The sequence below is a fragment of the Arthrobacter sp. UYEF21 genome, assembly GCF_040546085.1.
GTDB lineage: Bacteria > Actinomycetota > Actinomycetes > Actinomycetales > Micrococcaceae > Arthrobacter.
Genome location: NZ_JBEPNF010000016.1, coordinates 16419 through 39888 on the forward strand (window position 1 = coordinate 16419; position 23470 = coordinate 39888).

Annotated in this window: 24 protein-coding genes and 2 pseudogenes; 17 read left to right on the top strand and 9 right to left on the bottom strand. The window is 63.0% G+C overall.

The features are described from left to right. The first annotated feature begins 139 nt into the window (after positions 1 to 139). Positions 140 to 643: a GNAT family N-acetyltransferase gene (locus ABIB27_RS15490; RefSeq protein ID WP_354217350.1), complete on the top strand. Its 504-nt coding sequence runs from the start codon at positions 140 to 142 to the stop codon at positions 641 to 643. A 31-nt stretch (positions 644 to 674) separates the two neighbouring features. Here the strand turns inward: ABIB27_RS15490 and ABIB27_RS15495 are convergent, their stop codons facing one another. Both ABIB27_RS15495 and ABIB27_RS15505 read right to left on the bottom strand, forming a co-directional pair. After that, positions 675 to 1121 (bottom strand): GNAT family N-acetyltransferase, encoded by a 447-nt coding sequence (locus ABIB27_RS15495; protein ID WP_354217351.1) that lies wholly within the window; start codon positions 1119 to 1121, stop codon positions 675 to 677. A gap of 824 nt (positions 1122 to 1945) precedes the next feature. Next, a complete protein-coding gene (locus tag ABIB27_RS15505) occupies positions 1946 to 2242 on the bottom strand; it encodes a putative quinol monooxygenase (protein WP_354217353.1) in 297 nt (98 codons plus the stop codon). Between the two features lie 329 nt (positions 2243 to 2571). Here ABIB27_RS15505 and ABIB27_RS15510 point away from each other — a divergent pair, with 329 nt between their 5' ends. Then, a complete protein-coding gene (locus tag ABIB27_RS15510; RefSeq protein WP_354254226.1) occupies positions 2572 to 3057 on the top strand; it encodes a transposase in 486 nt (161 codons plus the stop codon). Continuing rightward, positions 3027 to 3230: a hypothetical protein gene (locus ABIB27_RS15515; RefSeq protein WP_354217355.1), complete on the top strand. Its 204-nt coding sequence runs from the start codon at positions 3027 to 3029 to the stop codon at positions 3228 to 3230. The genes ABIB27_RS15510 and ABIB27_RS15515 overlap by 31 nt, the downstream gene beginning before the upstream one ends. Before the next feature lie 102 nt (positions 3231 to 3332). Here the strand turns inward: ABIB27_RS15515 and ABIB27_RS15520 are convergent, their stop codons facing one another. Next, positions 3333 to 3641, bottom strand: a complete 309-nt coding sequence (locus tag ABIB27_RS15520; RefSeq protein WP_354217356.1) for a hypothetical protein — start codon at positions 3639 to 3641, stop codon at positions 3333 to 3335. 243 nt (positions 3642 to 3884) lie between these two features. Here ABIB27_RS15520 and ABIB27_RS15525 point away from each other — a divergent pair, with 243 nt between their 5' ends. From ABIB27_RS15525 to allB, 6 genes and pseudogenes are all read left to right on the top strand, one after another. After that, on the top strand, positions 3885 to 4100 hold the full coding sequence (locus ABIB27_RS15525; protein ID WP_354217357.1) for a hypothetical protein: 216 nt from the start codon (positions 3885 to 3887) through the stop codon (positions 4098 to 4100). Between the two features lie 180 nt (positions 4101 to 4280). Continuing rightward, a pseudogene (locus ABIB27_RS15530) lies at positions 4281 to 4873 on the top strand (DinB/UmuC family translesion DNA polymerase); the annotation flags it as partial. 90 nt (positions 4874 to 4963) lie between these two features. Continuing rightward, a complete protein-coding gene (locus ABIB27_RS15535; protein WP_354254227.1) occupies positions 4964 to 5287 on the top strand; it encodes a transposase in 324 nt (107 codons plus the stop codon). A 646-nt stretch (positions 5288 to 5933) separates the two neighbouring features. Next, complete coding sequence (locus tag ABIB27_RS15540; RefSeq protein WP_354217359.1) at positions 5934 to 7517, top strand: NCS1 family nucleobase:cation symporter-1; 1584 nt, start codon at positions 5934 to 5936, stop codon at positions 7515 to 7517. An 83-nt stretch (positions 7518 to 7600) separates the two neighbouring features. Beyond that, positions 7601 to 8365, top strand: coding sequence for an aspartate/glutamate racemase family protein (locus ABIB27_RS15545; RefSeq protein WP_354217360.1), 765 nt, complete (start codon positions 7601 to 7603; stop codon positions 8363 to 8365). After that, positions 8358 to 9744, top strand: a pseudogene (gene allB / locus ABIB27_RS15550) (allantoinase AllB). The gene ABIB27_RS15545 and the pseudogene allB overlap by 8 nt, the downstream one beginning before the upstream one ends. 292 nt (positions 9745 to 10036) lie before the next feature. On the opposite strand, the gene ABIB27_RS15555 reads toward allB, so the two are convergent. Further along, a complete protein-coding gene (locus ABIB27_RS15555; protein WP_354217362.1) occupies positions 10037 to 11533 on the bottom strand; it encodes an NCS1 family nucleobase:cation symporter-1 in 1497 nt (498 codons plus the stop codon). Positions 11534 to 12001: 468 nt separating this feature from the next. On the opposite strand from ABIB27_RS15555, the gene ABIB27_RS15560 reads away from it, so the two are divergent. From ABIB27_RS15560 to ABIB27_RS15575, 3 genes are all read left to right on the top strand, one after another. Then, positions 12002 to 12583 carry a recombinase family protein gene (locus tag ABIB27_RS15560; protein WP_354217363.1) on the top strand — a complete coding sequence of 194 codons (582 nt, stop codon included), beginning with the start codon at positions 12002 to 12004 and terminating at the stop codon, positions 12581 to 12583. A 478-nt stretch (positions 12584 to 13061) separates the two neighbouring features. Next, complete coding sequence (locus tag ABIB27_RS19480) at positions 13062 to 14027, top strand: transposase (protein WP_502909237.1); 966 nt, start codon at positions 13062 to 13064, stop codon at positions 14025 to 14027. Positions 14028 to 14046: 19 nt separating this feature from the next. After that, positions 14047 to 14937 (top strand): AAA family ATPase, encoded by an 891-nt coding sequence (locus ABIB27_RS15575; protein WP_354217365.1) that lies wholly within the window; start codon positions 14047 to 14049, stop codon positions 14935 to 14937. A gap of 317 nt (positions 14938 to 15254) precedes the next feature. Here ABIB27_RS15575 and ABIB27_RS15580 read toward each other — a convergent pair whose 3' ends face one another. The 4 genes from ABIB27_RS15580 to ABIB27_RS15595 all read right to left on the bottom strand — a co-directional run bounded on the left by ABIB27_RS15580 (position 15255) and on the right by ABIB27_RS15595 (position 18303). Then, positions 15255 to 16106, bottom strand: coding sequence for an MBL fold metallo-hydrolase (locus ABIB27_RS15580; protein ID WP_354217366.1), 852 nt, complete (start codon positions 16104 to 16106; stop codon positions 15255 to 15257). Positions 16107 to 16188: 82 nt separating this feature from the next. Next, positions 16189 to 16767, bottom strand: a complete 579-nt coding sequence (locus ABIB27_RS15585) for a TetR/AcrR family transcriptional regulator (RefSeq protein WP_354217368.1) — start codon at positions 16765 to 16767, stop codon at positions 16189 to 16191. Between the two features lie 65 nt (positions 16768 to 16832). Continuing rightward, on the bottom strand, positions 16833 to 17636 hold the full coding sequence (locus ABIB27_RS15590) for a maleylpyruvate isomerase N-terminal domain-containing protein (protein WP_354217369.1): 804 nt from the start codon (positions 17634 to 17636) through the stop codon (positions 16833 to 16835). Positions 17637 to 17718: 82 nt separating this feature from the next. Then, positions 17719 to 18303: a TetR/AcrR family transcriptional regulator gene (locus tag ABIB27_RS15595; protein ID WP_354217370.1), complete on the bottom strand. Its 585-nt coding sequence runs from the start codon at positions 18301 to 18303 to the stop codon at positions 17719 to 17721. Between the two features lie 72 nt (positions 18304 to 18375). Here ABIB27_RS15595 and ABIB27_RS15600 point away from each other — a divergent pair, with 72 nt between their 5' ends. The 4 genes from ABIB27_RS15600 (at position 18376) to ABIB27_RS15615 (ending at position 22150) form a co-directional block, all read left to right on the top strand. Then, complete coding sequence (locus ABIB27_RS15600; protein ID WP_354217371.1) at positions 18376 to 19212, top strand: SDR family NAD(P)-dependent oxidoreductase; 837 nt, start codon at positions 18376 to 18378, stop codon at positions 19210 to 19212. A gap of 10 nt (positions 19213 to 19222) precedes the next feature. After that, positions 19223 to 20050, top strand: coding sequence for an enoyl-CoA hydratase/isomerase family protein (locus ABIB27_RS15605; protein ID WP_354217372.1), 828 nt, complete (start codon positions 19223 to 19225; stop codon positions 20048 to 20050). A 128-nt stretch (positions 20051 to 20178) separates the two neighbouring features. Beyond that, positions 20179 to 20952: an alpha/beta fold hydrolase gene (locus ABIB27_RS15610; protein WP_354217373.1), complete on the top strand. Its 774-nt coding sequence runs from the start codon at positions 20179 to 20181 to the stop codon at positions 20950 to 20952. 589 nt (positions 20953 to 21541) lie between these two features. Beyond that, entirely contained in the window at positions 21542 to 22150 is a 609-nt protein-coding gene (locus ABIB27_RS15615; RefSeq protein ID WP_354254228.1) for a recombinase family protein, read from the top strand. 266 nt (positions 22151 to 22416) lie between these two features. Here ABIB27_RS15615 and ABIB27_RS15620 read toward each other — a convergent pair whose 3' ends face one another. Continuing rightward, positions 22417 to 22602 (bottom strand): hypothetical protein, encoded by a 186-nt coding sequence (locus ABIB27_RS15620; protein ID WP_354217375.1) that lies wholly within the window; start codon positions 22600 to 22602, stop codon positions 22417 to 22419. A 609-nt stretch (positions 22603 to 23211) separates the two neighbouring features. Between ABIB27_RS15620 and ABIB27_RS15625 the strand changes: the two genes are divergently transcribed. Continuing rightward, on the top strand, positions 23212 to 23388 hold the full coding sequence (locus tag ABIB27_RS15625) for a CsbD family protein (RefSeq protein ID WP_234754158.1): 177 nt from the start codon (positions 23212 to 23214) through the stop codon (positions 23386 to 23388). The last annotated feature ends 82 nt before the right edge of the window (positions 23389 to 23470 follow it).

Sequence of the window (23470 nt, forward strand, 5' to 3'; positions counted from 1 at the left end):
CACGGGAAGGGCCGAAACGGTGCAGGCTGTGAATCTCAGCGATAAATGGCGGTCTTTTCGCAGCGTTATTTGTCACCCCGCGGCCCGCAAGGGGATCGGTTTGCGGGCCTTAGGCATGCACTGGAAATAGAGTCATTGGATGCTAACGCCACAACCGACTGATCGATTGCAGTTCCGTGAGATGACTGATGCCGACCTCGACAACATGACCGCGTTGCTCGGAGACCCCGAGGTGATGCGCTTCTACCCTGCACCCAAGTCTCAGGGAGAAGCAGCAAGCTGGATTCATTGGAACCTGGAGAACTACGCGGAGCACGGGTACGGCCTGTGGATTATCGAGACGCATGACGGAGAGTTCATAGGCGACTGCGGGCTGACCTGGCAGCAAGTGAACGGCGCGCAGAAGCTTGAGGTCGGGTACCACGTGAGTTCCGACCTGCACGGCCAGGGGTACGCGACGGAAGCAGCCACTGCTTGTCGCGACTACGCCCGAGAACATATTGAAGCCACCGAACTGATAGCTATCATCCATCCGGATAACCGAGCTTCTGAGCGGGTAGCTGAGAAAGTGGGAATGCACCGCGTAGCTGATGATCGAGACGGGAACATCCCCGTCCGAACAGTGCTGAGCATGCAGCTGTAGACACGTCCCAGGCCGCCCGCTGGAGGATCCTTTACCGGGCGGTGAAGGTAAAGATGGTCACAGGGGACGCCGCGGCTCCTTGTGCCTGGTAGAAGTCGAGAGCGTGTTTGTCTTCGTTGTCGGCTGGCACAAATACCTCGCCGAAGCCTGCTGCGGCTGCGGCGTCGCGTAGTTCGAGAACCAGCCTGCTTCCAACGCCCTGTCTCTGGTGATCCTGGCGCACTGCAAGGTCATAGATGAATACCTCTGACGATGGGGATCGCGTCATGGGCAGAGTGTGGGCGGTGATGCCGCCAACAATGTCGTCACCGGCGAATGCGGCGATGGCCCAAAACGAATCTCGATCGAGAAGCCAAAGAAGATAGTCGTCGGTGAGCGGCTCGGCATCCTCTGCCAATACAGCAGCCATCATCGCGAACATGTCACGCGCCACTGTCAGATCGCCTCGGACGAGCCGCTTCGTCCAGAGAGTAGTCACTTTTCAATCGTGGCATGCCCGATCCGCACGAACAATGCCGTCCGCAACAGAAACTTGGGTTCGAATCGCCACTCTGGATTAGGTCCGTCAGGGGGGACCCATCAAACACACCTGGCGCTGCCCAGTGTTGTTGTTTTCCTACGAAAAACGCAGCCTCATCATCACCGCCAACTTGGAGTTCTCCCGCTGGGGAACCGTGTTGGGGGACGACAACATGGGCCGCCGCGGCCATCATCGATCGGCTGGTCCACCACGGACGGCTCCTGCAGTTCCGCGGGGAGTCCTACAGAGTCAAAAATGCCCTGATGAAATAGGCACACCGCCGCAATGGCAGGAAACCGAGCCCACGTGGCCTGATTCTTAGCGCCGAAATGGCCGACTTAAAGTTGACGAAACACACTAATCTCCCGGGGCATGATGTCGGGGGTCTGAGGATCGGTCCGGAACTTCACGCTAACCTCGCCCTTTCATGAGGAGCGGAGTCCAGGGGCGTGTTTTAAAGGAAGAAGGTGCCTCTGAGGGGGGATTCTGTCGATCGAAGCAACACCTATTTCAAGGTGATTCATATTGTATTTGGCTTCGACGTTTCTAGCAGGTATAGGATTTAAGGCCTCGATTAGTCTAGGAAATGGTCTCAAAACCCTCCTCCCGCCCGTGCGTCCGGCATCGGCAAAGAGAGACCGGTTACCGGCCCGTTTGCCGTGAATATCCTGAATTGCCATGAATCATGGGTAGGGCCGCGTCGTTTCACCAACAACGGCGGCGGAAACACCAGTTCACGTAAGGTAACGGGACGTCGCATTCGGTGCTGTCCCGGTTCTGGTCTACTTCACGGCGATGAGCTCGACCAGCCGGATGTTGGGATCCTTGGCCAGGAGGCTCGGGCCGTGTTCGCCGAGCGCCGCCGGGATGGCACCGTTGAGATGCTCCTGTCGCGCTTCCTCGGTCTCGAAGGTGTCGAAGATGCCGAAGGTGTTTTCGTCGACGCGGAAGGCGTACCAGGTCTTAGTGCCCGGCTCGGTGGCCACGATGTCACGGCTGCCGCTGAGGAAGTCCCAGACGTCCTGCTCCTTGCCTGGCTTGGCCTCGACCAGTGCCAGTACTCCAAAGTTAAGCGCCATTGCAGTCTCCTCAATAACATCAGCGGAATCGGCCGCCTGCGGGCCTATTCCAGAGTCTAGGAACATGCCCGGACCAGAACAAGGCTGTGCCGGAACGAGGGGGTTGAGGACCAATGCTCGCGTAAGTCACGATAAGCATCTTGTCGAGAAACGAGGGATTGCCGACACCTGTCCTCAAAGAGCGAATTACAGCGAAATCCACGTCGATAAGCCGTGTTGGGAAACAACGACGGAAAACCCTGGACGCAACAGAACCGACATCCTCAACTCAGGAACAAAATTGCCGCCAAATCAAGGAAGACCAATCACTAACGTGACTTTCCCGAGCATTGGTCCTCACGCCCCGAATCCGCCGCGCCGGCCAGGCCAGGATCCACGCCTGGCTGAAGAAACAGGGTGCCCGCTCCTCGGCCGCTGTCGCCACAGCCGCCGTCGAGGCCGCGGAGTCCCAGCACACCATCGTTCCGGCCCAGCACATGGGGGAGTCGATCGTCGCCGCTCTCGCGCGGGAGGTCCTCACCCTGAACGAGGAACTGGCAGAGCTGGACGCGCTGATCGGTCAGAAAGTCGCCGAGCACCGGCACACCCGGATCCTGCTGAGCATGCCAGGCTTCGGTCCCGTCCTCGCCGCGCAGTTCCTTGGCGCCACCGGCGGAGACCTGACAGTCTTTGAAACCGCGGACCGGTTTGCCGGGGTCGCCGGACTCGCCCCGCACCCAGGGACTCGGGCAGGATCACCGGTAATCACCACCGGCCCCGGCGCTACGACCGCAGACTCCTCCGGGTGTTCTACCTCTCCGGGCTTTCGGCGCTGAAGAGCTGTCCCGCCTCCCGGGCCTACTACGACCGCAAACGAGTCGAAGGTAAAACCCATATCCAGGCCATGTTCTTCCTGTCCCGGCGCCGCCTGAACGTCCTCTGGGCCATGCTCCGCGACGGGACCACCTACACTCCAGTCCCGGCGACAAGTGCACTGTCGTGTCCCTGATGGCATCAACGTCCCCGCACGGTTGCTTTCCGGCGTCTGCCGTTTTCCGGCAGCGACGACCGCGGCGCAGCCCATAGGACGTCCTTGTGTGGGGGTTCCGGGCTATGCGTCGAATGGGAAGGTCAGGAACGAGTGCAGTCCCTGCGCGAGGTACGTTGATGCCCCGGTGCTCTGGAGGTCCTCGTCCGCGGTGGTGTCGGTGCTCTGTTGGGTGAGCCAGCGGGTGAGTTTGGTGGCGCAGGCGGGGTGGTCGGTAAATCCTGCGTGTTGTTTTCTGGTGCCAACCCATGGCCCGGCCTCGGTGCAGGGCGCATTGTTCAGGACAGGGGTTAACAGGCATTCTTCGAGGGTGCCGGGGTGGGGGGAACCGCGGCGGGCGAATTGCCAGTGGTAGGCCAGCGCCCGGAGCATGGTGTGGATAGTTTTCTCACCCCGGGACGGCGGAGGTCCCGCGCCCAGCCGGGAATCGCGGCAGCTTCCATGGGCCGGGCGAGATGGTAGCCCTGGCCATACGGAATGCCCAGGATAGTCGCTGCTTCGGTGATGGCTGCGTTTTCGAGGCCTGCGGTGAACGGGGACCGGAAGTACGCTTACTATTCCATCGCGGGAATGCTACCGTGAACTTCCACCCGCAGGCGGATCTTGGAGACGACGATGAGCGTGAATGAGGCAGGGAAAGAGCCCCGCGGCGACGATTCCACCAGTGACCGGAAGCTGACAGGCCCTGCTGGCCTTGGCCGGGATGGCACCATTCCCGGCTCACCGGATGGTGTGGGACTCGGTGCGGGCACGGAGCCGAACACCTTCGAGCCGGAAGAGGATCCGGACGCAACCGCCGAAGCGGCCGAGGACATCGAAGATACCCGCTGAGGAGACCTCCGATGCCTCCGGGCCGTGACCCGGGTCGACCGCTGGTGTTGGTGGTCTCATCAAAGACCGCGTCGGTGTATTCGATGGTTTTCCATGCCGTCTCCGGGATCCCGGCGATGGCGCGTTTGACGGCCGGGTCCATGCGGACGGTCACCGAGACCTGCGCCCCTCCGGCCAGCGCGCACCGTCCTGGAACTGCAAGGCACACCGTGCATCCCGATGGAGGAAGAACGCATCGGCCGGGACCAGCTCATCTTCTCCCGCTCCTTCGCCACCCCCATCACCACCGCCGCCGGCATCCGGCAGGTCATGAGCGTCTACGGCCAGCAAGCCTCCGCCCGGCTGGCCAAACACGGCCTCCAGGCCAAAGTCCTCACCGCGTTCGCCGGCACCTCACACTTCAACCCGAACGACACCTCCTATCCTTCGGTGTGCGTCCCGATGCCGACCGCGGACCCGGTGCTGCTCGCCAAGGCCGCCCACGCGCTGCTGCCCCGCATCTGCGAGGGCATCCGGTACGCCAGGGCCGGGATCATGGTCACCGACCTCCGCCCCACCGGCAACCAGGCACCCCTGCCCCTGTTCGAAACCCGCACGAGGAACGCCACATCGGCACGCTCCTGGAGGACGTCACCCGGAAGTACGGGCGCGGCTCCATCGACCTGGGCCACGGCGGCATCCGCGGCGGCCCGGACTGGACCATAAAACGCGACATGCTCTCCCCCCGCTACACCACCCACTGGGATGAACTCCCCCTCGTCAAAGCCGCCTAAAACACCCCGCACGACAGCACCACGAAAGAACCACACCCATGAGCAAAAAATTCCTGACCGCGATCGAATGCCGTCCCGGTTGAACTCGACGTGCACCTGGTGTGCGGCCACGTCGCAACGCACAAAACCCCGGCCGTCAACGACTGGCTGGCCGAACACCCGCGTTTCCACATGCATTTCACCCCGACCGGCTCCTCCTGGATCAACCAGGTCGAACGCTGGTTCGGCTTCCTCACCGACCAGCTGCTGCCCGCGGCGTCCATAAAAGCGTGTAGGCCCTTGGAAAAGGATGTCAGCGCCTGGATCGAAGGCTGGAACAGCGATCCCAAACCCTTCGTCTGGAAGACGACCGCCGAGGAGATCCTCGGTTCCCTCGCCAAATATATCTCACGGATTTCCGGCGCAGAACACTAGGGCGTCAAACAGTAGGGCGTCAAACAGTAGGGCGTCTCTCCTAATCTCTGCGTAGCCGGTTTGGGACGACTGAGGTGCCTCTCGTACTGCCGTTGACTGATGCCCAGTGGGCTCGGATCGAGCTGGGACCGGGCAAATACCCGAACATCCGTTTCCGCTCGCGTACCAGGTCCCCGACTTGGCGTCCCGGATTCCGGGATGCGGAAATTAATTATCCTATTGTGAAATACTATGATTCGGCTTACAGTTGTTGACATCCTCGACGATGAGGATTAATTCCAAGAGATTGGTCTGGATTCATGTACATCTCACAACCTGCTGGGCTGAAAGCGAGTTCGGCCCTTGCCGGGAGGGACACGGCGCCTTTGCGCATCCTCCCGTTCAGCTCTGATCGCCCCGGCGGCGCATTCAGACACCGACCGCCGTGGGCAGATCCCCGCAGCTGACCGGTTTGTGTCATTTGGAGGCACTGCCTCCGCCATCGTGCTAAAACCCGCGCGATCAACGCTCATCCCGGGCTACCGGTTTTCGAGAGCCTTCCGCTTCCCCGACGCTCTGACCCGCCGGAAGCTCCGAGCCGCAGTCCCCAGTACCTGTATGGACTATTTCGCATACCAAATTTCTTCATTGCCAGAGAGGCTTTTCCATGAATCCGGAGCCGGAGACCACCCCACAGATTGATACCCCACCGATCGATGCGGCCAACGCCGCGGATCATGCGCATCACGTTCACCACGACCCGATCCTTCACGAGCCTCCGGTCGATACCCGGGCCCTAGGGCTGGCGCCGACCAGTGCCCGCCTTTACAACCAGGATCTCGCGCCAACGAAGATGGAGGGGCGGCGGTGGACCGCCTACAGCATCTTCACCCTCTGGGCCAACGATGTGCACAGCCTGGGCAATTACGGGTTCGCCATAGGACTTTTCGCGTTGGGCCTTGGCGCCTGGCAGATCCTGCTCGCGCTCGGCGTCGGTGCGGTGCTGCTCTTCCTCCTCCTGACGTTCTCGGGCTTCATGGGCCACAAGACAGGTGTCCCGTTTCCTGTCATGAGCCGCATCGCCTTCGGCATCCACGGCGCGCAGATCCCGGCCCTCATCCGCGGCGGCGTCGCCATCGTCTGGTTCGGAATCCAGACCTACCTGGCCTCGCTGGTACTCCGCGTCCTCCTCATCGCACTGGCTCCCGGTCTCGGTGAGCTCGACAAGGACTCCATCCTCGGCCTCTCCACCCTGGGCTGGGCCTCGTTCCTCTTCCTCTGGATCGTGCAGGTCATTATCGTCCGCTACGGCATGGACATGATCCGCAAGTACGAGGCCTTCGCCGGTCCGATCATCCTTATCACCATGTCAGCCCTCGCCATCTGGATGTTCATCCAGGCCGGCGGTTCCATTGCCCTCTCCACGCCCGATGCCCTGACCGGCGGTGCCATGTGGCTCGAGATCTTCGCCGGCGGCGCACTCTGGGTCTCCATCTACGCCACGTTCGTGCTGAACTTCTGCGACTTCACCCGCGCCTCGACCACCCGCAAATCCATCATCAAAGGCAACTTCTGGGGCATCCCGGTCAACATGCTCTTCTTCGGCCTCATCGTCATCGTCATCACCGGTGCGCAGTTCAAAATCAACGGGGTCGTGATCGGCAGCCCGTCAGACATCGTCCAATCCATCCCCAACACCTTCCTCCTGGTGGCGGCCGCCCTCGCGCTGCTCGTGCTGACCATCGCAGTGAATCTGATGGCGAACTTCGTGGCCCCCATCTACGCCCTGACAAACCTCATGCCCAAGCGGCTTGACTTCCGCCGGGCCAGCCTCGTCAGCGCAATTGTCGGACTGGTCATCCTGCCCTGGAACCTCTACAACAACCCCGCAGTCATCGTCTACTTCCTGGGCGGCCTCGGCGCCCTCCTCGGCCCGCTGTTCGGCGTCATCATGGCCGACTACTGGCTCATCCGAAAGACCAGGATCAACGTCCCCGAGCTCTACACCGAGGCCAGCCACGGATCCTACTTCTACCGCAACGGCGTCAACTTGCGGGCGGTGGCCGCGTTCATCCCGGCCGCGATCATCTCGCTCCTCATCGCCTTCATCCCGGCACTGGAACCGGTCGCCGCGTTCTCTTGGTTTATCGGCGCGGGCATCGGAGCCATCGCCTACTTCGTCGCCGCCGACCGCAAACGGACCTTCCATGACGTATCCGGAGAGCCGATCGCCGTCCCCAGCCTCCACTAGAACCCCCCAGCCATCGGCCGGCCGGTCCTCCCGGACACGGAGGACCGGCCGCCCCTCTCCCAGCCGCCAACCCGAAAGACACCATGCGTATCCTCGTCGCCAACGTCAACACCACAGCCTCCATGACCGAATCAATTGCCACACAGGCCCGCGCGGCCGCTGCCGCCGGGACGGAAATCGTCGGCCTGACACCCCGGTTCGGAGCCGACTCTTGTGAGGGCAACTTTGAAAGCTACCTCGCGGCCATCGCAGTGATGGACGCAGTCATCGCCTATCCGGAACCCTACGACGCCGTCATCCAGGCCGGCTACGGTGAACACGGACGGGAGGGGCTGCAGGAGCTGCTGGACGTACCCGTCGTCGACATCACCGAAGCGGCTGCCAGCACGGCCATGTTCCTGGGCCACAAATATTCGGTCGTCACCACCCTGGACAGGACAGTGCCGCTCATCGAGGACCGGCTGAAACTGGCCGGACTGGACGCCCGGTGCGCCTCCGTCCGCGCGAGCGGCCTAGGTGTTCTTGAGCTCGAAGAGTTTCCGGAACGGGCGATTGAAGCCATCCTCGACCAGGCCCAACACGCTGTTGAAGACGACAAAGCAGAGGTGATCGTCCTCGGCTGCGGCGGGATGTCCGGCCTTGATGAACAAATCAGGACCCGCCTCGGCGTCCCCGTCGTCGACGGCGTCGCAGCCGCGGTCACGATCGCCGAATCGCTGGTGCGCCTTGGGCTGTCCACTTCGAAAGTCCGTACCTTCGCGCCGCCGCGCCCCAAAGTGGTGACCGGATGGCCGTTTCCCGCCGTTCAGAGCACCGCCGTCACAGAAAAGGTGAGCACCAATGACTGACACAACAGAACACTATGACCTGGTGATCCGGGGCCGGCGGGTCCTGACCACCGCCGGGATTGCCGCGCGCGAGGTCGGCGTCCGCAGCGGCAAGATCGCGGCGATCGAGCCGCTGGGCAACGGCTTGACCGGTGCCGAAGTGATCGAGCTGGCCGATGATGAGACCCTGATCCCGGGCCTGGTGGACACCCATGTCCACGTCAACGAGCCGGGCCGGACCGAGTGGGAAGGCTTCGCGTCCGCGACCCGGGCCGCCGCAGCCGGCGGCGTGACCACCATCATCGACATGCCGCTGAACTCCATCCCGCCCACCACCACCGTGGAGAACCTCAAGCTCAAGCGCGAGTCGCCGCGGACCAGGCGTTCGTAGACGTCGGGTTCTGGGGCGGCGCAGTGCCAGGCAACAAGCAGGACCTCCGCCCGCTGCACGACGAGGGCGTGTTCGGCTTCAAGTGCTTCCTGCTGCACTCCGGCGTGGACGAGTTCCCCCACCTGGACGCGGACGAGATGGAGGAGGACATGGCCGAGCTCAAGTCCTTCGACTCCCTCATGATCGTCCACGCCGAAGACTCCCACGCGATCGACCGCGCCCCGCACCCCGGCGGCGACCACTACGAAACGTTCCTGGCCTCCCGCCCGCGCGGCGCCGAGAACAAGGCCATCGCCGAAGTCATCGACGCGCCCGCTGGACCGGGGCCCGCGCCCACATCCTGCACCTGTCCTCCTCCGATGCGCTGCCCATGATCGCGAGTGCAAAGCGCGACGGCGTGCACCTGACCGTGGAGACCTGCCCGCACTACCTCACTCTGATGTCCGAGGAAATCCCCGACGGCGCCACCGCCTACAAATGCTGCCCGCCCATCCGCGAGGCGTCCAACCGCGAGCTGCTCTGGAAGGGACTGCAGGACGGCACCATCGACTGCATCGTCTCGGACCACTCCCCCTCCACCCTGGACCTGAAAGACCTGGACAACGGCGACTTCGCCGTCGCCTGGGGCGGAGTGTCCTCCCTCCAGCTGGGACTGTCCCTGATCTGGACCGAGGCCCGGCACCGCGGCATCACCCTGGAACAAGTCATCTCCTGGATGGCCGCCAAACCCGCCGAACTCGCCCGCCTGACCACCAAGGGCCGGCTCGCCCTGGGCTACGACGCCGACTTCTCCGTCTTCGCCCCGGACGAGGCCTACGTCGTGGACGTCTCCAAACTCAAGCACAAAAACCCCATCACCCCCTACGACGGCCGCCCGCTCTCGGGCGTCATCCGGCAGACCTACCTCCGCGGCACACTGATCGACGGCCGGACACCGACCGGCAAACTGATCCGCCGCGGCGGGATCGAAAAACGCCAGAACGAGGAGACCTCGGTCAGTTACGCCTGAAACAAAGAGCCGAAGAGCGAGCGGCGGAGTCAGGCGGTGGCCACCGCGATTGCCCTCACCGAAAACGAGCTGGCCGCCTGTGGGCAGTTTTTCGTGGCCGCTAACACGGCCTTGCTATTGGAGTAGCCGAATGCACTTTCCGTGGCATGACTCCGGCGGCTGCGCCCGTAACCGGTTGATGGCGCGGGTGCGGCGGCAGACCACGCCGGTGCGTCTGGCTGCCCCTGAAGCCAACGTCCACGAAGGCCGACCGTGCCGCCCGTGTCCTAGTGGGCGACCTCGCCCACTGGGGTCATGATCCGGCGACAACCTGCGTCGAGGTCGCACCGGGCTCAGCTTCTATGGCCGTCGCGGCTACGATCGATTCAGCCAGACTCGTGTCGTTGCGCGAGATGAAGTAATGCACCGCGGCCGCCACGATTGCTCCGATGAACCAGGAGAAGGCCGAGAGAGCGCCAAAGACGGGAACGAGCGCGAAGATCACCGCCGGGACGGCCGAGCCGAGGAACGAGATGACGGCCTTGTGGTTCCAGCCGCCCGTATACGTGTAGTACCCCTGTTCCCTAAACAGGTCTCGAACCAGCACGCGCTGCTTGCGGAGCACGTAGTAGTCGATCATGATGATCCCGAACAGCGGCCCGAGCAGCGCTCCGAGCCCTCCGAGGAAAAGGTTGATCACGACGGGGCTGTTAAACAGGTTCCAGGGCGTGATGACGAGCGCGATCATCGCGGCGATCAGGCCGCCCCGCTTGAAGTCGATCTTCGCGGGCCAGACGTTCGCCAGGTCGTAGGCCGGCGAGACGAAGTTCGCCACGACGTTTATTCCCAGCGTTGCGACAGCGAAGGTGACGGCCCCGAGCAGAAGCGCCCAGATGCTGTCGATCCGCCCGACGATCTGGACCGGGTCGTAGATGTGCTCCCCGTAGACCTTGAATGTGCCGGCGGTGACGACAACGGAGACCACGGAGAAGGCAATGAAGTTCACCGGCAGCCCCCACAGGTTCGCCGTGCGCACCGCCTTGCGAGATGGCGCGAAGCGGGAGAAATCGCAGAAGTTGAGCATCAGGGTGGAGAAGTACGTCACCGTCAGCGCTATGGCCGCAAAGAACGCATGTGTGACGCCCCATTCCGCCTTTCCCCCCGGCAAGTCCAGGGAAATGTTCCAGCCCGCGTTGATCAAGATGTAGACGACAAGCAGGCCCATCACCGCCCACACGGCCGGGCCGGCCCAGTCCTGGAACCGCCGGATCGTCTCCATGCCGTTTCGAAGCAGAAGAAGCTGGAGAGACCACATCAACAGGAATGCCAGCCAGCCGAGGGTGGATTCGCCGAGGAAGTTGTTCTCCGTCAGGCCCTTCAGATCGGGCCAGATCTTCAGGGTGATGATGATGACGGCGCGAGAGGCGAGCCAGGTCTGGATACCGTACCAGGCGATTGCCACGAGCGCACGAAGCAGCGCGGGCAGGTTGGCGCCGAACGTTCCGAAGGAAACCCGCGCGAGCACGGGGTAGGGAACGCCGGTCTTCTGGCCGGCGTAGCCGGAGAGGTTCATCAGGAAGAAGACGATGATGATCCCCACGACCAGTGCCAGGAACACCTGCCAGGCACCGAGACCCAACGCGAAGAGGCCGGCCGCGAAGGTGTAGCCGCCGAGTGAATGAATGTCGGACATCCACATCGCGAACAGCGAATAGAAACCCCACGTGCGGTGTTCGGTCGGCGCGAGGTCTTCGTTGTAGAGACGCGGACTTGCGCCCGCTGGAATTGTTTGAGACACCGTAATCTCCATTCCCTAAACTTGCATGTTGTGGAATCAAGGTTGTGAACAGTGAAATAACTCAATGATCTGGCTGACCCCGACTCAACGCTTTTCCGCAGGGCCGGGCCGGTCTCAATCGATGACTTACTCCCATTGTGCCCCGCATGGCCAGAGTTGGCCGCGGCGAATTGTTGGCGGCCCTGGACAGTCCCCGACCGGGCCCGGCGACCAGCCCTCGAGGTGATACAGCGTGCAGGCGCTCGGGATTAGCTCGCGCACATGGTGCGGAGTACGACAACTTCGAACCTTGGAGAACGTGCTCCAACTGAAATGCTGCTGGCGTCTCGAAACCCAAAGGTTTTCAAGACGATTCGTTCGTCCCAAAAATCCTGACCGGCGTCTCCGCCGCTTGGGCCCTTCCCATGTCTCAGGAACTCGTCTCGACGAAAACTGTCTTGAGCCGCTGCACTCTTGGACTTTATGAGGCAAAATGGCCAAATGAGGCATCTCGGATACACGCGCGTGAGTACCTTGAGCCAGGACTCACAGCTTCAGCTTGATGCGCTGGTTGCTGCCGGGGTTCAAAAACGGGATGTTTTCGCCGATGTCACGTCCGGGAGCAGGACCGCGGTCGAGCGGCCCGGCATGAAGAAACTCCTCGAATATGCAGAGAAAGGCGACACCGTCGTGGTCTGGCGGGTCGACCGGCTGGGCCGGTCGCTGATCGATGTTCTCAACACGGTGAACTTGCTGCGGGCACGCGACATCCATGTCCGGTCAATCTCTGACGGAATCGACCCGGCGACATCGACCGGGCGGATGATGCTGAACATGCTTGCCACGTTGGCCGAGTACGAACGCGAACTGATTGTTGAGCGTGTCAACGCCGGGATCGCCGCCGCCCGAAAAAGCGGCACCCGTTTTGGTCGGCCAACGTCCGACCCGATCGTCATTGCAGACAAACTGTCCATTGCCCAGGATGCACGCGCGAAAGGGCGCACCGCCGAAGACGCGGCCCGACTCGTTGGCTGGAGCCGGGCAACGCTCTACCGCCACCAGCAGGCGGCTGCCCGGTCATGAAGCATCGGCTGTCGGCCTAAGAACGCGCTGCACTGCTCCGGCAGCACTTCGACGAAGGTGTTCCCCTCGCCAAAATCTCCGGTCAAGCCGGGATTCCCCTCCGCACGCTGCAACGGTGGACGGCAGCACTCCGCGCCGGCGGGTCGGTCAGGGCCCTGGGCCGCCAATCACGCTCGGACCGCGGGAACCATTCACTTCCGCCTGAGATCGTTGGCGTCATCGAAGGCCTCGCGCTCCGCCGGCCGGCACCGACTATCGCGTTCATCCACCGGCGGATCTGTGCGGTCACGCTCGACCGGGGCCTTTCCGCCCCCAGCTACTCAACGGTCCGGGCGGTGCCGCGATCGATCCGGGGCTGCGCACAATCGCCCTCGAAGGCGACGCCGCCTACCCCGACCGGTTCGAGCTGGTCTACCGGCGCACCGCCAGCCGCGCGAACGAGCAGTGGCAGTGCGACCACACCGAGCTGGACATCGAGATCGTCGACGCCGCCGGCGCACGCGCACGCCCGTGGCTGACCGTCGTACTCGATGACTACTCCCGCGCCATCGCCGGCTACACCGCCTTCACCGGTGCCCCGACCGCAATCCAGACCGCACTTGCCCTCCACCAGGCCGTGCAGCGCAAGAAACATCCGGGCTGGCCCGTCATGGGTCTGCCCGATGTCCTCTACAGCGATCACGGCGCCGATTTCACCAGCACCCACCTTGAACGGGTCTGCCTTGACACCCACATCCGCCTCATCCATCCCCTCCCCGGCGTGCCGCAGGGCCGCGGAAAGATTGAACGGTTCTACCGCACCATCACCGACGAACTCCTGCCGCATCTGCCCGGCTTCATCCCCCACGGCACCCACGGGACTCCCACAACGGCGCCGACCATGACCCTTGAACAGCTCGACACCGACCTCGAGCAGTTCATCGTTGACGAATACAACCACCGCACACACTCCGAAACCGGAGAGGTCCCCAGCGCGCGATGGCAGGCCGGCGGCTGGATCCCCAGAATGCCCGCCCGGCCCGAAGACCTTGACCACCTGCTCCTGACCGTCGCACACCAACGCATCGTCCACCGCGACGGCATCCACTTCAACGGCCTGCGCTACCTGGACCTCACACTTTCCGCCTTCGTCGGAGAAGCCGTCACCATCCGCTACGACCCCCGGGACATCGCCGAAATCCGCGTCTGGCACCAGGACACCTTCCTCTGCCGTGCCATTACCCCGGAACTCGCCGCAGGAACCATCACCTTCAAGCAACTCAAGGCGGCCAGATCAGGCCGCCGGAACGACCTGAAGAAGCAACTGCGCACCAAACTCAGCCTCGCCGATGCCCTCCCTGCCGACTACCGCTACACGGCGCCGGCACCTGCCGAACCCACTGAGGCCAGTCAGCAACCCATGAGTGCGCAGGAGCACCGGCTCCGCATCTACGCCGAAGAGTGACCCAAGGAGAGGAACGCCCATGCCCGCCAAAGACGAGAACGACGATGGACGCCGCATCCTGTCCGCCGATCTCGGCGAGATTTCGGCCGCACCACCACCGGTCCCGCCCGACACGCCGGCATTTCTTATCACCAAGGAGCACCGGCGCTTCACGGAGTTTGCCACCGCGGTGCGCACCAACCGACACATCGGCGTCTGCTACGGCCCGCCCGGCGTCGGCAAAACCCTCTCCGCACGCGCCTACGCTGGCGTGACCGAATGGGAACAATGGCAGCGGACCGGCGAAACGAACACCGATCCCATTCCAGCCCGCGCCCTCGAAGCCAGAACAGCATTCTGGACACCCACAGTGACCATCAGTCCCCGAGAGATCGACCGGCAATTGCCCCGGACCTGCCAGAGAATCTCCTGGGCAATCGAATACGCCCGGGAAGGCAACATCAATGTCTTCGAGCACCGCGATTCCCGAGCGTCCGGCCTGACCGAACTCCTCATTATTGACGAGGCAGACCGACTCAAACCTCCGGCGCTGGAGCAGGTCAGGGACTACTTCGACCGCCACACCATGGGGGTCATCCTTATCGGCATGCCAGGCATAGAAAAACGCCTCGCCCGCTACCCCCAGCTCTACAGCCGCATCGGCTTCGCCCACCACTACCGGACCCTCAGCACCGAAGAACTCACCTTCGTCCTGACGAATCGCTGGCAGGAACTCGGCCTAAGTATCGACCCGGAGGACTTCACTGACGCCGAAGCTATCGCCTCCATCGCACGCATCACCAACGGGAACTTCCGACTCATCCAGCGGCTCTTTACCCAGATCACACGCATCCGCGACATTAACCAGCTCAACAGCATCACGAAGGAAGTCGTCGAAGCAGCCCGGGAGACTCTGCTCATCGGCACCTGACCGCGCCAAATATCGCCGCCATATTCGCGCCAAATAGCGTGAAGAATTACAGGTGCAGGCACCGGCTGAGATTTTCGGGCGGGCGAATTGTCTCGAAAAGCTTTTGTATTTCGAGACGCCACCCGTGAGTCACAAAGAGCACTCTGCTGGCATTTTCCTCGGAGGGGCTACACATGTTGAGCACTGCGGGTGATCTCTTTCGCCTCCCGTGACCTATGGAATGCAAAAGGTAGCCGGCCCCGGTGTCAGCTTAAGCCGGTCGCCGAGGCCGGTCCGGCTGGCATCCTGCTGCCGGTAGTTCGGACCTAACTTCGCTCCTATGCCTGGCGGAGGCCCAGGAGAGCCGTGCCGAAGAGCAGTGTGCTCAGGTTGATCCTGTCCGGGTGGGCAGCGAGCATCTTAGTGGTGAACTCTTCAGCGGTCGGGTTCGTGGCGAGCAGTTCGTTGGCGTCGCGGACGTAGGCGATGGTGGCGTCGAGGACCTCGCCGCCGAGGGCGGATTCGGCGCTGCGGTGGGCAGGCACGACGGTCTCGGGCTTGAGGAGCTGGATGGCCTCGAGGGTCTTGATCCAGTTCCGTCGCGTTTCGGGGGTGCTGTCGACGAGGGTTGGGTGCACATCGCCGTAGGCAATGTCGCCGACGATGACAGCCTTCAGCTCCGGGATGTGGACATAGGAGGAGTCGCTGACGTCAGACTGTCCGGTGGGAACGGCAAGGATCTCGTGGCCCTCAAGCTCGATCCGGCCATTAACGACAGCTTCGGGAACAACAATCTCGGAGCCGATCTCCTGGACGAACATTGGAGTGTAGTTCGCCAGTTCCTTGCGGGTTTCGGCTTCCTCAGCAATGAGATCCACAGTGGGCCGGGTGGCGAGTACCCGGGCCTTAGGGAAGCGCTGCACCAGTGCTGCGGCTCCGAGGAAGTGGTCGAAATGCCCGTGCGTGATGTAGATGGAGGTCAGTTCCTTTCCGGAAGCTTCGATCCAGTCGGCAAGCCGATGGCTGTCCGCAACGCCGGGGACAGTGTCCACCAGGATCGCTTCGCGCTCACCACATACGAGGGTCACAGAGGTGGACGGCCAGGTCCACCCGCCCTCGGGTGCCGGCATGGGGATGTTCACGGGCTGGGCCGGTGCGGTGAAGATAGCGAGGGTCAGTGGTGCAGTCATTGCAGTGTCTCCTATGTCGATTTATTTGACTTACAGGTACAGAAAAAGCTGAAAAAATAATGCGGACCAGCCCCGGAGTCCCTTAAAGCAGGTCGACCGTCGCGCCAACAACCCGCTGCAACCGCCCGTCGCCATGATCGACGCGGGCCAGGGCATGGAGTCCCGTGACCGTGTTCAGCAGCATGCTGGCTACGGCGCCGGCATCCAGGTCGGAGCGCAGTTCGCCGGTGGCCTGGCCCTCGATGATGACCGAGGCAAAGGCCTGCTCGGTGTAGTCGAACAGGTTGCCCACCCGGCTGGCAACCTCTTTGTCAGCAGTGCCGAATTCCACGGCACTGTTGGTGGCGAGGCAGCCCCGCTGGTGGGGGTCGGCAAGGTCGGTCTCCACCAGGAACGTCAACGCGCTGCGGAGGCGTTCCTTGACCGGCCCGGGGGCCTCCAACCATGAGGCAAGAACGGCCCTCTGGGCTTCGAGGTAATGCTGCAGTGCCAGGTCGTAGAGTTGCCGCTTGCCACCGAAGGCGTTGTAGAGGCTTCCCTTGCCGATGCCGAGCGCATCGGCGAGCCCCTGGGGTGTTGTCGAGGCATAGCCCTGACGCCAGAAGACGTCCATCGCCTGAACGATGGCTGCCTCCGGATCAAACTGCTTGGCTCTGCCCATTACCTAAACCTACCTATTTTGTACCTACAGGTCAAATATACTCCGACGGTCCCACTGCCGACCACTCAGATGATGTTGACAGTGTCCAGGTATTGGGCGGCCAGGCCGGCGTCGCCCTCCACCGAAACCTCTGCGTCGCGCCAGGATGAGCGCTGGGTCCCCCAATCCGGGAAGGAAATTGCGGAAGCCGTAATGCGTGCCGCAGGAGCCCTGGTTCCGGGCTTCGAGAGGCCGTGGGAATCGATCCACCAGCTGCCGCCGCCCGGTCCTGTCAGCGTCAGGGTGAGACCTGCGTCGAGACCCGGCACGGGAGCCGTGGCCGTCTGGTTACTCAGGACCGCTGTCATCCAGGTGAGCACAGCCTTCATCCGTTCGCTGTCAGAGGGTGGGGTGGGCAGCCCCAGGGCAGGAGCCATGTCGTGGCGAAGGTGCGTGTGGAGATCGAACACTAGGGCCCCGCCCACCAGCAGCGCCATGGGGTATTTGCCCAGCTCGTTGAGCTGCATGGGCACGTTCCGCAACGGCGTGCGCCGGACCATGCTGAGCATGCGATCCGCCGTCCGGGTCGAGGTGGTGAACTCGGCCATGACCCGTTCCCTGCCCCAGCTCCGGCGAACCTCCACCGGGCCCTCGTTGGCTGCTTCAAGACTGGGCTTGCGGGAGGAGAGGACGCCGGCGGGGATGTACATGTTGTGGGCAGTGGAGCCGATATGCCCCACCATGTCCGCAATGCTCCAGCCGGCCGCCTTGCTGGGCGCGTTCCACTGGGCATCGGTCAGTCCGCCCACGAAATCAAGCATCACAACCCTTTCTGCACGGTAGGCGTCCTGGAGATTCTTAAAGTCAGGGGCGGGGAGCGTGCGTGTCATGACGAATCTGCCTTCGTGAGGTGGGCCTGAATGAGTGTGGCTGCGGATGGCCTAGCGACTGGTGAAATGCAAGCGGAGCGGGTTACAGGGTGCGCACTGCTGCTATTGCGGTGTCATACAGGTCGAACAATGGCTTTGCACCCTCGCGTCGAAGCCATTCCTCCGTGGCGCCTTGGAGGCAGGTGATGGCGGTGCCCACGATCGCCCTCGCCTGAAAAGTCTTGTCGCCCGAGTCGGGGATCTTCGCCTCAACCAGAGGTGCCAGCAGATCGGTCCACCGCGCCTGCTTCTCAGCATGACCGGCCCGGAGCGCTTCGTTGTCGAAAAGCATCGAGGTGATTTCAAGCCTGTGCTGAGGGGTGGCCTCTATCTCGTCGAGAACCTGGAACGCGTAGCGCAGCGATACCCAGACGTTTTCATCGGCAGGACGACCGCTGAGCCTTTCGGCAATAACGTCCCCCTGCTCCGACAGGCCGCTGAGCGCGAGGTCCTCTTTGGTGCGGAAGTAGTTGAACAGGGTGCGCCGGGACACTCCCGCCGCCGCGGCGACCTCATCGACAGTGGTTTCGCTGTATCCCTTCTCGGCAAACAGTGCCATCGCGGTTTGGGCAAGGAGAGATCGGACGACAGCCCGGGTCTGAAGGCGGAGGGGGGAAGGAGTGGGCATGCACCCATAGTACAACGGTACAGTTTTAGAAAGAACTTGCACTTTGTGCAGAACCCTGCATAGAGTGTGCATATGAAAACTATTGACTACAGCACACAGACCGTCATCGTCACCGGCGCCAGCTCCGGCCTCGGCGCGGAATTCGCCCGCCAGCTCGCCGCCCGCGGCTCCAGCCTCGTCCTGATCGCCCGCCGTGAAGACCGGCTGGTTGCCCTCGCGAAGGAACTGACCGCCAAGCACGGCGTCAAGGTCACCACCATTGCCCGCGAACTGGACAGGCCCGACGCCGGCCGCACACTCCGCGCAGAACTCGAGTCCCGGGGGATCTTCGCAACAGGCCTGGTCAACAACGCAGGCTTCGGAACGCACAACCCCTTCGGCGAAGAAGACCCCCAGCGGTTGCAGCAGCTCATCACCTTGAACATCGGCGCCCTGGTCGACCTCAGCCACGCCTACTTCGACGTCTTCGCCAAGCAAAAGACGAGTATCCTCATCAACGTCGCCAGCCTCCTCGGCTTCATGCCCACGCCCTACCTCAGCGTCTACGGCGCCTCCAAGGCCTTCGTGCTCAGCTTCACCGAATCCCTCTGGGAAGAGGCCCGCGGAACGGGCCTCCGGGTCCTCGCCATCTCACCCGGTGCCATGGCCACGGAATTCTTCGACGCCGCCGGCAGCCAGGCAGCGGACTACGGAACCCGCCGCGCGCGTCCTGAAGACGTGGTGAAGGCGGCCATCGACACCGTGGACAAGCCCAGGCACCGCCCCTCGGTCATCACCAACGGGCGTCCCCTGGCCATCGCCGCCCGCTTCCTCCCGCGACGCGCCGTCGTGCACTTCATGGGCGCCACCATCCGCCGCAGCAAGCACTCATCCACCACGCCCCACCAATCCATCCAGCACGCCCGTTAGGAGCATCATCATGAACACTGCAAGCACCGTCATCCTGGAACGCCCCACCCCCAAGATCGCCACTATCACCTTCCACAATCCGCCGGCCAACGTGGTCGCCGCCGAGACCGCCATCCGGCTGCACGAAATCGTCGAGGATCTCGAAAACGACGCGGATGTCCAGGTGGTCCTCTTCAAAAGCGACGTGCCTGACTTCTTCCTGAACCACTTCGACCTTGCCGCCGTCGACGAGCTGCCGGTGCCCAACCCCGGCGAACTGCCCATCTGGACGGACCTGGTGGTGCGCCTGACGAATGCCCCCTTCATCACCGTTGGTTCTATCCGGGGCCGCACCCGCGGCGGCGGAAACGAGCTGGCACTGGCCCTGGACCTGCGCTACGCCAGCCTGGAGAAGGCCATCTTCGGACAGCCCGAGGTCGGCGCCGGGCTGCTGCCCGGCGGTGGCGGCACTGAGCGCCTGCCCCGATTCCTGGGCCGTGACCGCGCATTGGAAGCCATCCTCGGCAGCGGCGACTACGACGCCGCGCAGGCCGAGAGGTGGGGCTGGGTGACGCGCGCCCTCCCCGACACCGAGCTCGACGCCTTCGTCGATGCCATGGTGGCCCGTCTGGCCAGCTTCGACAAGGCCTCACTCGCCGCCGCCAAGGCCGCCGTCAATCGCGCCACCCTGCCGCCGGTGGGCGACCTTGTCACGGCGTTCTCGGAGTTCGTACGGTCACTGGCGCTTCCGGGATTCCAGGTGCGGGCCGCAGCCACCCAGGCAATCGCTGCCGAGGTCGGCCTCGATTTCGAATACAACATGGGTGAATACGTCGCCAAGGCCAACGCCCAGGCATGACCACCCCACTCCCCAAGAAACAACGGACACCAGAGCAGGAGAAAATCATGGGCAGCACCACTTACTCAGCAGCAACCGCAACCACGCAGTAAATCGAGTCAGGCGGAACAAGCTTCGCGTACCGCCGATTGGGACCCACCGGCGGGGTACCCCTGCTTCTGCTGCACCGGTTCCGCGCCACCATTGACTGGTGGGACCCGCGATTCATCGAGTCCCTGGCTGCAGAACGCGACGTCATCCTCTTCGACAACGTCGGAATCGGCTACACCGAAGGCTCCCCGCTGACCACCGTGAACGGCTTCGCGGAAGGTGCCATCGCCCTGGCCGAAGCCCTGGGACTGCATCAGGTGGATCTCTTGGGCTGGTCCTTCGGCGGCGTCGTCATCCAGAAAATGGCACTGAAGCGCCCGGATCTGGTCCGCAAGCTGGTCATCGCCGGCAGCGGTTCAGGCACGGCCCCCGGCATGGTGGCCATGCCGGACCGGGTGGCCACCATCATGACCAAGCGAGATTCAGACCTCGAGGACCTGCTGTACCTCTTCTACCCGGAGACCCCGGAGGCCCGCGCCAAGGGCCTGGACCACTTTGGCCGCGTCCAGGCGGAGATGCCCGCAGACGCACCGCAAGTCACGCAGGATGCAGCCATGGGCCAGCTCCAAGCCATCACCGCAACACTCTCCGCTCCCTGGGAGGACGTGGCGCGGGATCTGGCCACCATCGACGCCCCAGTGCTCTACGCTGGCGGCGCCCACGACGTCATGATTAACGCCTACAGCTCCTATGCGGCGGTGCAGGAACTACCCAACGCCAAGCTGGTTCTTTACAGCGACGCCGGGCACGCATTCCTGTTCCAGCACCTCGAAGAGTTCCTCCGTGAAGTCCAGATGTTCCTAGCGAACTGAACGGCACACAGGAGTCGGGGCAATGCAGGAAGGGGGCCATCGAGGCGAAGCCGCGTGCCCTGCACTTCGGCCAACATGCTCCGGATCCCAGCGCCCCGACCGAGGCCATAGTAGCTCTCGAACTATCTTCGGCTCTGGCCCACAGAGGGAGAGCTTCCTCGAATTAGTCCTTCCGACTGTCAGCTATATGAGTTAGCCGGTCCCGTGCTAAAAGTTCGCGTGCAAAAACCCGCACTTTGCAAGGGACTTGCAATTGGTAGCACGAGTGATTCTGTCCACGCCCACCCCGTCATCAGCACCTAGCGCCAAACAGCGATCACAAAACACCGCCAAGAAGCGTTAACCACCACAGGCCGGGGCGGCGGCCTTTTGGAAAAGCGCACCAGGTGATGCTGCCGCGGCCGGTGGAGGACCGGCTTACGGGCGCTGGTGCGACACCGAGCGATCACAAAACGCCGCCACATAGCGATCAAATCCACATCGATGCCCTTGACGCTTCAATGAATGTGCTGTCTTGCTACTATGTCCCGTAAGTAGGAAGTAAAATTGCGATAGTCAACTACTGTTGCGGGACACTCTGGAGTCGGGAATGGGCAAGTTGATCGGATACGCCCGGGTATCCACCCGGGCTCAGGACACCGACCGGCAAATCGCGGACCTGCTGGCCGCCGGGGTACGGCGGGATGACCTCTACGTTGACCATGGGGTCAGCGGCGCCAGGGCAGCCCGGCCGCAATTCGACAAAGCATTGGATGCCCTGCAGGGGTGCGACACCCTGGTGATCACCACACTGGACCGGCTGGGGCGTTCCACCGCCAACATGCTGGAGCTGGCCACCGTGCTGCGAAAGCGAGGGATCGGTCTTCGGGTGCTGAACCTGGGCGGCGGGGACGTGGACACCGGCACGCCGATGGGCGGCATGGTCTTCACCGTGATGGCAGCCCTGGCGCAGATGGAACTGGAGATCAAGCGGGAACGGATCACCGATTCAGTGTCCAAGCGCAGGGCCGCGGGCAGGGACCTGGGCGGGCGCCGGGAACGGTTCACCGACAGCCAGATCCAGAACGCCCGCCGCCTGATCGACGCCGGCCAGCCCGCCACCCAGGTGGCCCGTGACCTGGGCATGTCCCGGGCGACCCTGTACCGGCGCATGAGCGAACTCGACGCCCGCCAGTGGATCTCCTCCCAGATTACTTGAGCAGAACGCCCCAAATACCGGGCGCAAAGTCGGTCACGTCAGCCCATGCCCCGTGCGCAGAACGCACTTGTTCAGTTCGGTCGCTGGGAGACGTCTTAAGAGGGTTAGTTGTGGTTCAGAATGCCACGGCGTGTCGTGACTCTTCGTGTGGCCTGCATCGGTAAATGGCCGTGTTTGCAGTGCCAAGTGGCCGCATCCCCGGATCCGGTGGAGGTATTCGCTGCGGCATGTTCGTATCGCAACAGGCGCAGCGGCCGTGCTGCCTATTACGTGCCCTTGTCCTGTACTTCAAGGTGTTTGGCGATGGCTTCAACGGCTTGGTTCCACCGCACTGTCAGTGCCTGCCTGCTCGGCGGTTCGAACATGCTGCCGAGTACCTTTTCGATTGCATCGTACGCGAAGTCCTTCGTCCGTTCCTGCGCCGCCAGGCTGTAGTAGTTCATGCCCGTCATTAGACACCGCAGCCTAAAAGAATGCCCGGCGGCTCATCGCATTTAGACATGATTGAGGGTGTTCTGCCGAGCTGGGCTACCTCGGGGATCAGGCAGCTCGGGAACGACGCGATCGCCCATGACGTCCTCCCGGCTGGTCTCCCCGAATGAGTCGGACGCACCTATAATTTGTTTACACCCGCGTAGGAAGATAAGCGATGAGGCGCGGATTCGCAGACGTCCAACAGGCAGGCGCGGAATTGGCCTGGTCGGATTCGTTTATTTGGCCATCGGAGTAGTCGTCGCCGCCACCCACGGCTACTTTGTGGCATGGAACATTCCCGGCAACATCCTCGAAGGCCTGGTCGCGATCGTGCTCTGGCCCCTCATGGCCACCTTCGGGGTCGATCTGCACACCCTGATCGCCTATTGCCCTCAAGACGGCAGCGAATACCCCCTCCGGCAATCTCGGCCCGGATCCTCCGGGCGGCAACGACCCCCGGTGAGGCCCTGGACAACCGGATATTCGGGTTGTCTAGGGCAGCCATTCGTGTCGGTTTCATCCCTACAATTAGTTGTCGGCTTCTGCGGCATTCACGTCGCGGGAGCGTCCAAATAAGGAGGACCGCGATGGGTTTGGGAGATAAGATCCACAACGCTGCCGAGAAGCTCCACGGCAAGGGCAAAGAAGCCGCCGGCGACGCCACCGGCAACGACCGGCTCAAGGCCGAGGGCAAAGGCCATCAGGTCAAAGCCGACCTCAAGCAGGCCGGCGAGAAAGTCAAAGACGCCTTCAAGAAGCACTAACACAAACAGCCGGACAACAGTGCGGCGGACGGTTCACACCGCCGCCGCGCAAACGACTGTCGGCTAAAACATCTGCGCAGCG

Bases quoted from the DNA above. Each gene is read 5' to 3' on its own strand.
- ABIB27_RS15490 (WP_354217350.1), top strand. From the start codon at position 140: ATGCTAACGCCACAACCGACTGATCGATTGCAGTTCCGTGAGATGACT.
- ABIB27_RS15505 (WP_354217353.1), bottom strand. From the start codon at position 2,242: ATGGCGCTTAACTTTGGAGTACTGGCACTGGTCGAGGCCAAGCCAGGC.
- ABIB27_RS15520 (WP_354217356.1), bottom strand. From the start codon at position 3,641: ATGCTCCGGGCGCTGGCCTACCACTGGCAATTCGCCCGCCGCGGTTCC.
- ABIB27_RS15525 (WP_354217357.1), top strand. From the start codon at position 3,885: ATGAGCGTGAATGAGGCAGGGAAAGAGCCCCGCGGCGACGATTCCACC.
- ABIB27_RS15540 (WP_354217359.1), top strand. From the start codon at position 5,934: ATGAATCCGGAGCCGGAGACCACCCCACAGATTGATACCCCACCGATC.
- ABIB27_RS15545 (WP_354217360.1), top strand. From the start codon at position 7,601: ATGCGTATCCTCGTCGCCAACGTCAACACCACAGCCTCCATGACCGAA.
- ABIB27_RS15555 (WP_354217362.1), bottom strand. From the start codon at position 11,533: ATGGAGATTACGGTGTCTCAAACAATTCCAGCGGGCGCAAGTCCGCGT.
- ABIB27_RS15560 (WP_354217363.1), top strand. From the start codon at position 12,002: ATGAGGCATCTCGGATACACGCGCGTGAGTACCTTGAGCCAGGACTCA.
- ABIB27_RS15575 (WP_354217365.1), top strand. From the start codon at position 14,047: ATGCCCGCCAAAGACGAGAACGACGATGGACGCCGCATCCTGTCCGCC.
- ABIB27_RS15580 (WP_354217366.1), bottom strand. From the start codon at position 16,106: ATGACTGCACCACTGACCCTCGCTATCTTCACCGCACCGGCCCAGCCC.
- ABIB27_RS15585 (WP_354217368.1), bottom strand. From the start codon at position 16,767: ATGGGCAGAGCCAAGCAGTTTGATCCGGAGGCAGCCATCGTTCAGGCG.
- ABIB27_RS15590 (WP_354217369.1), bottom strand. From the start codon at position 17,636: ATGACACGCACGCTCCCCGCCCCTGACTTTAAGAATCTCCAGGACGCC.
- ABIB27_RS15595 (WP_354217370.1), bottom strand. From the start codon at position 18,303: ATGCCCACTCCTTCCCCCCTCCGCCTTCAGACCCGGGCTGTCGTCCGA.
- ABIB27_RS15600 (WP_354217371.1), top strand. From the start codon at position 18,376: ATGAAAACTATTGACTACAGCACACAGACCGTCATCGTCACCGGCGCC.
- ABIB27_RS15605 (WP_354217372.1), top strand. From the start codon at position 19,223: ATGAACACTGCAAGCACCGTCATCCTGGAACGCCCCACCCCCAAGATC.
- ABIB27_RS15615 (WP_354254228.1), top strand. From the start codon at position 21,542: ATGGGCAAGTTGATCGGATACGCCCGGGTATCCACCCGGGCTCAGGAC.
- ABIB27_RS15620 (WP_354217375.1), bottom strand. From the start codon at position 22,602: ATGACGGGCATGAACTACTACAGCCTGGCGGCGCAGGAACGGACGAAG.
- ABIB27_RS15625 (WP_234754158.1), top strand. From the start codon at position 23,212: ATGGGTTTGGGAGATAAGATCCACAACGCTGCCGAGAAGCTCCACGGC.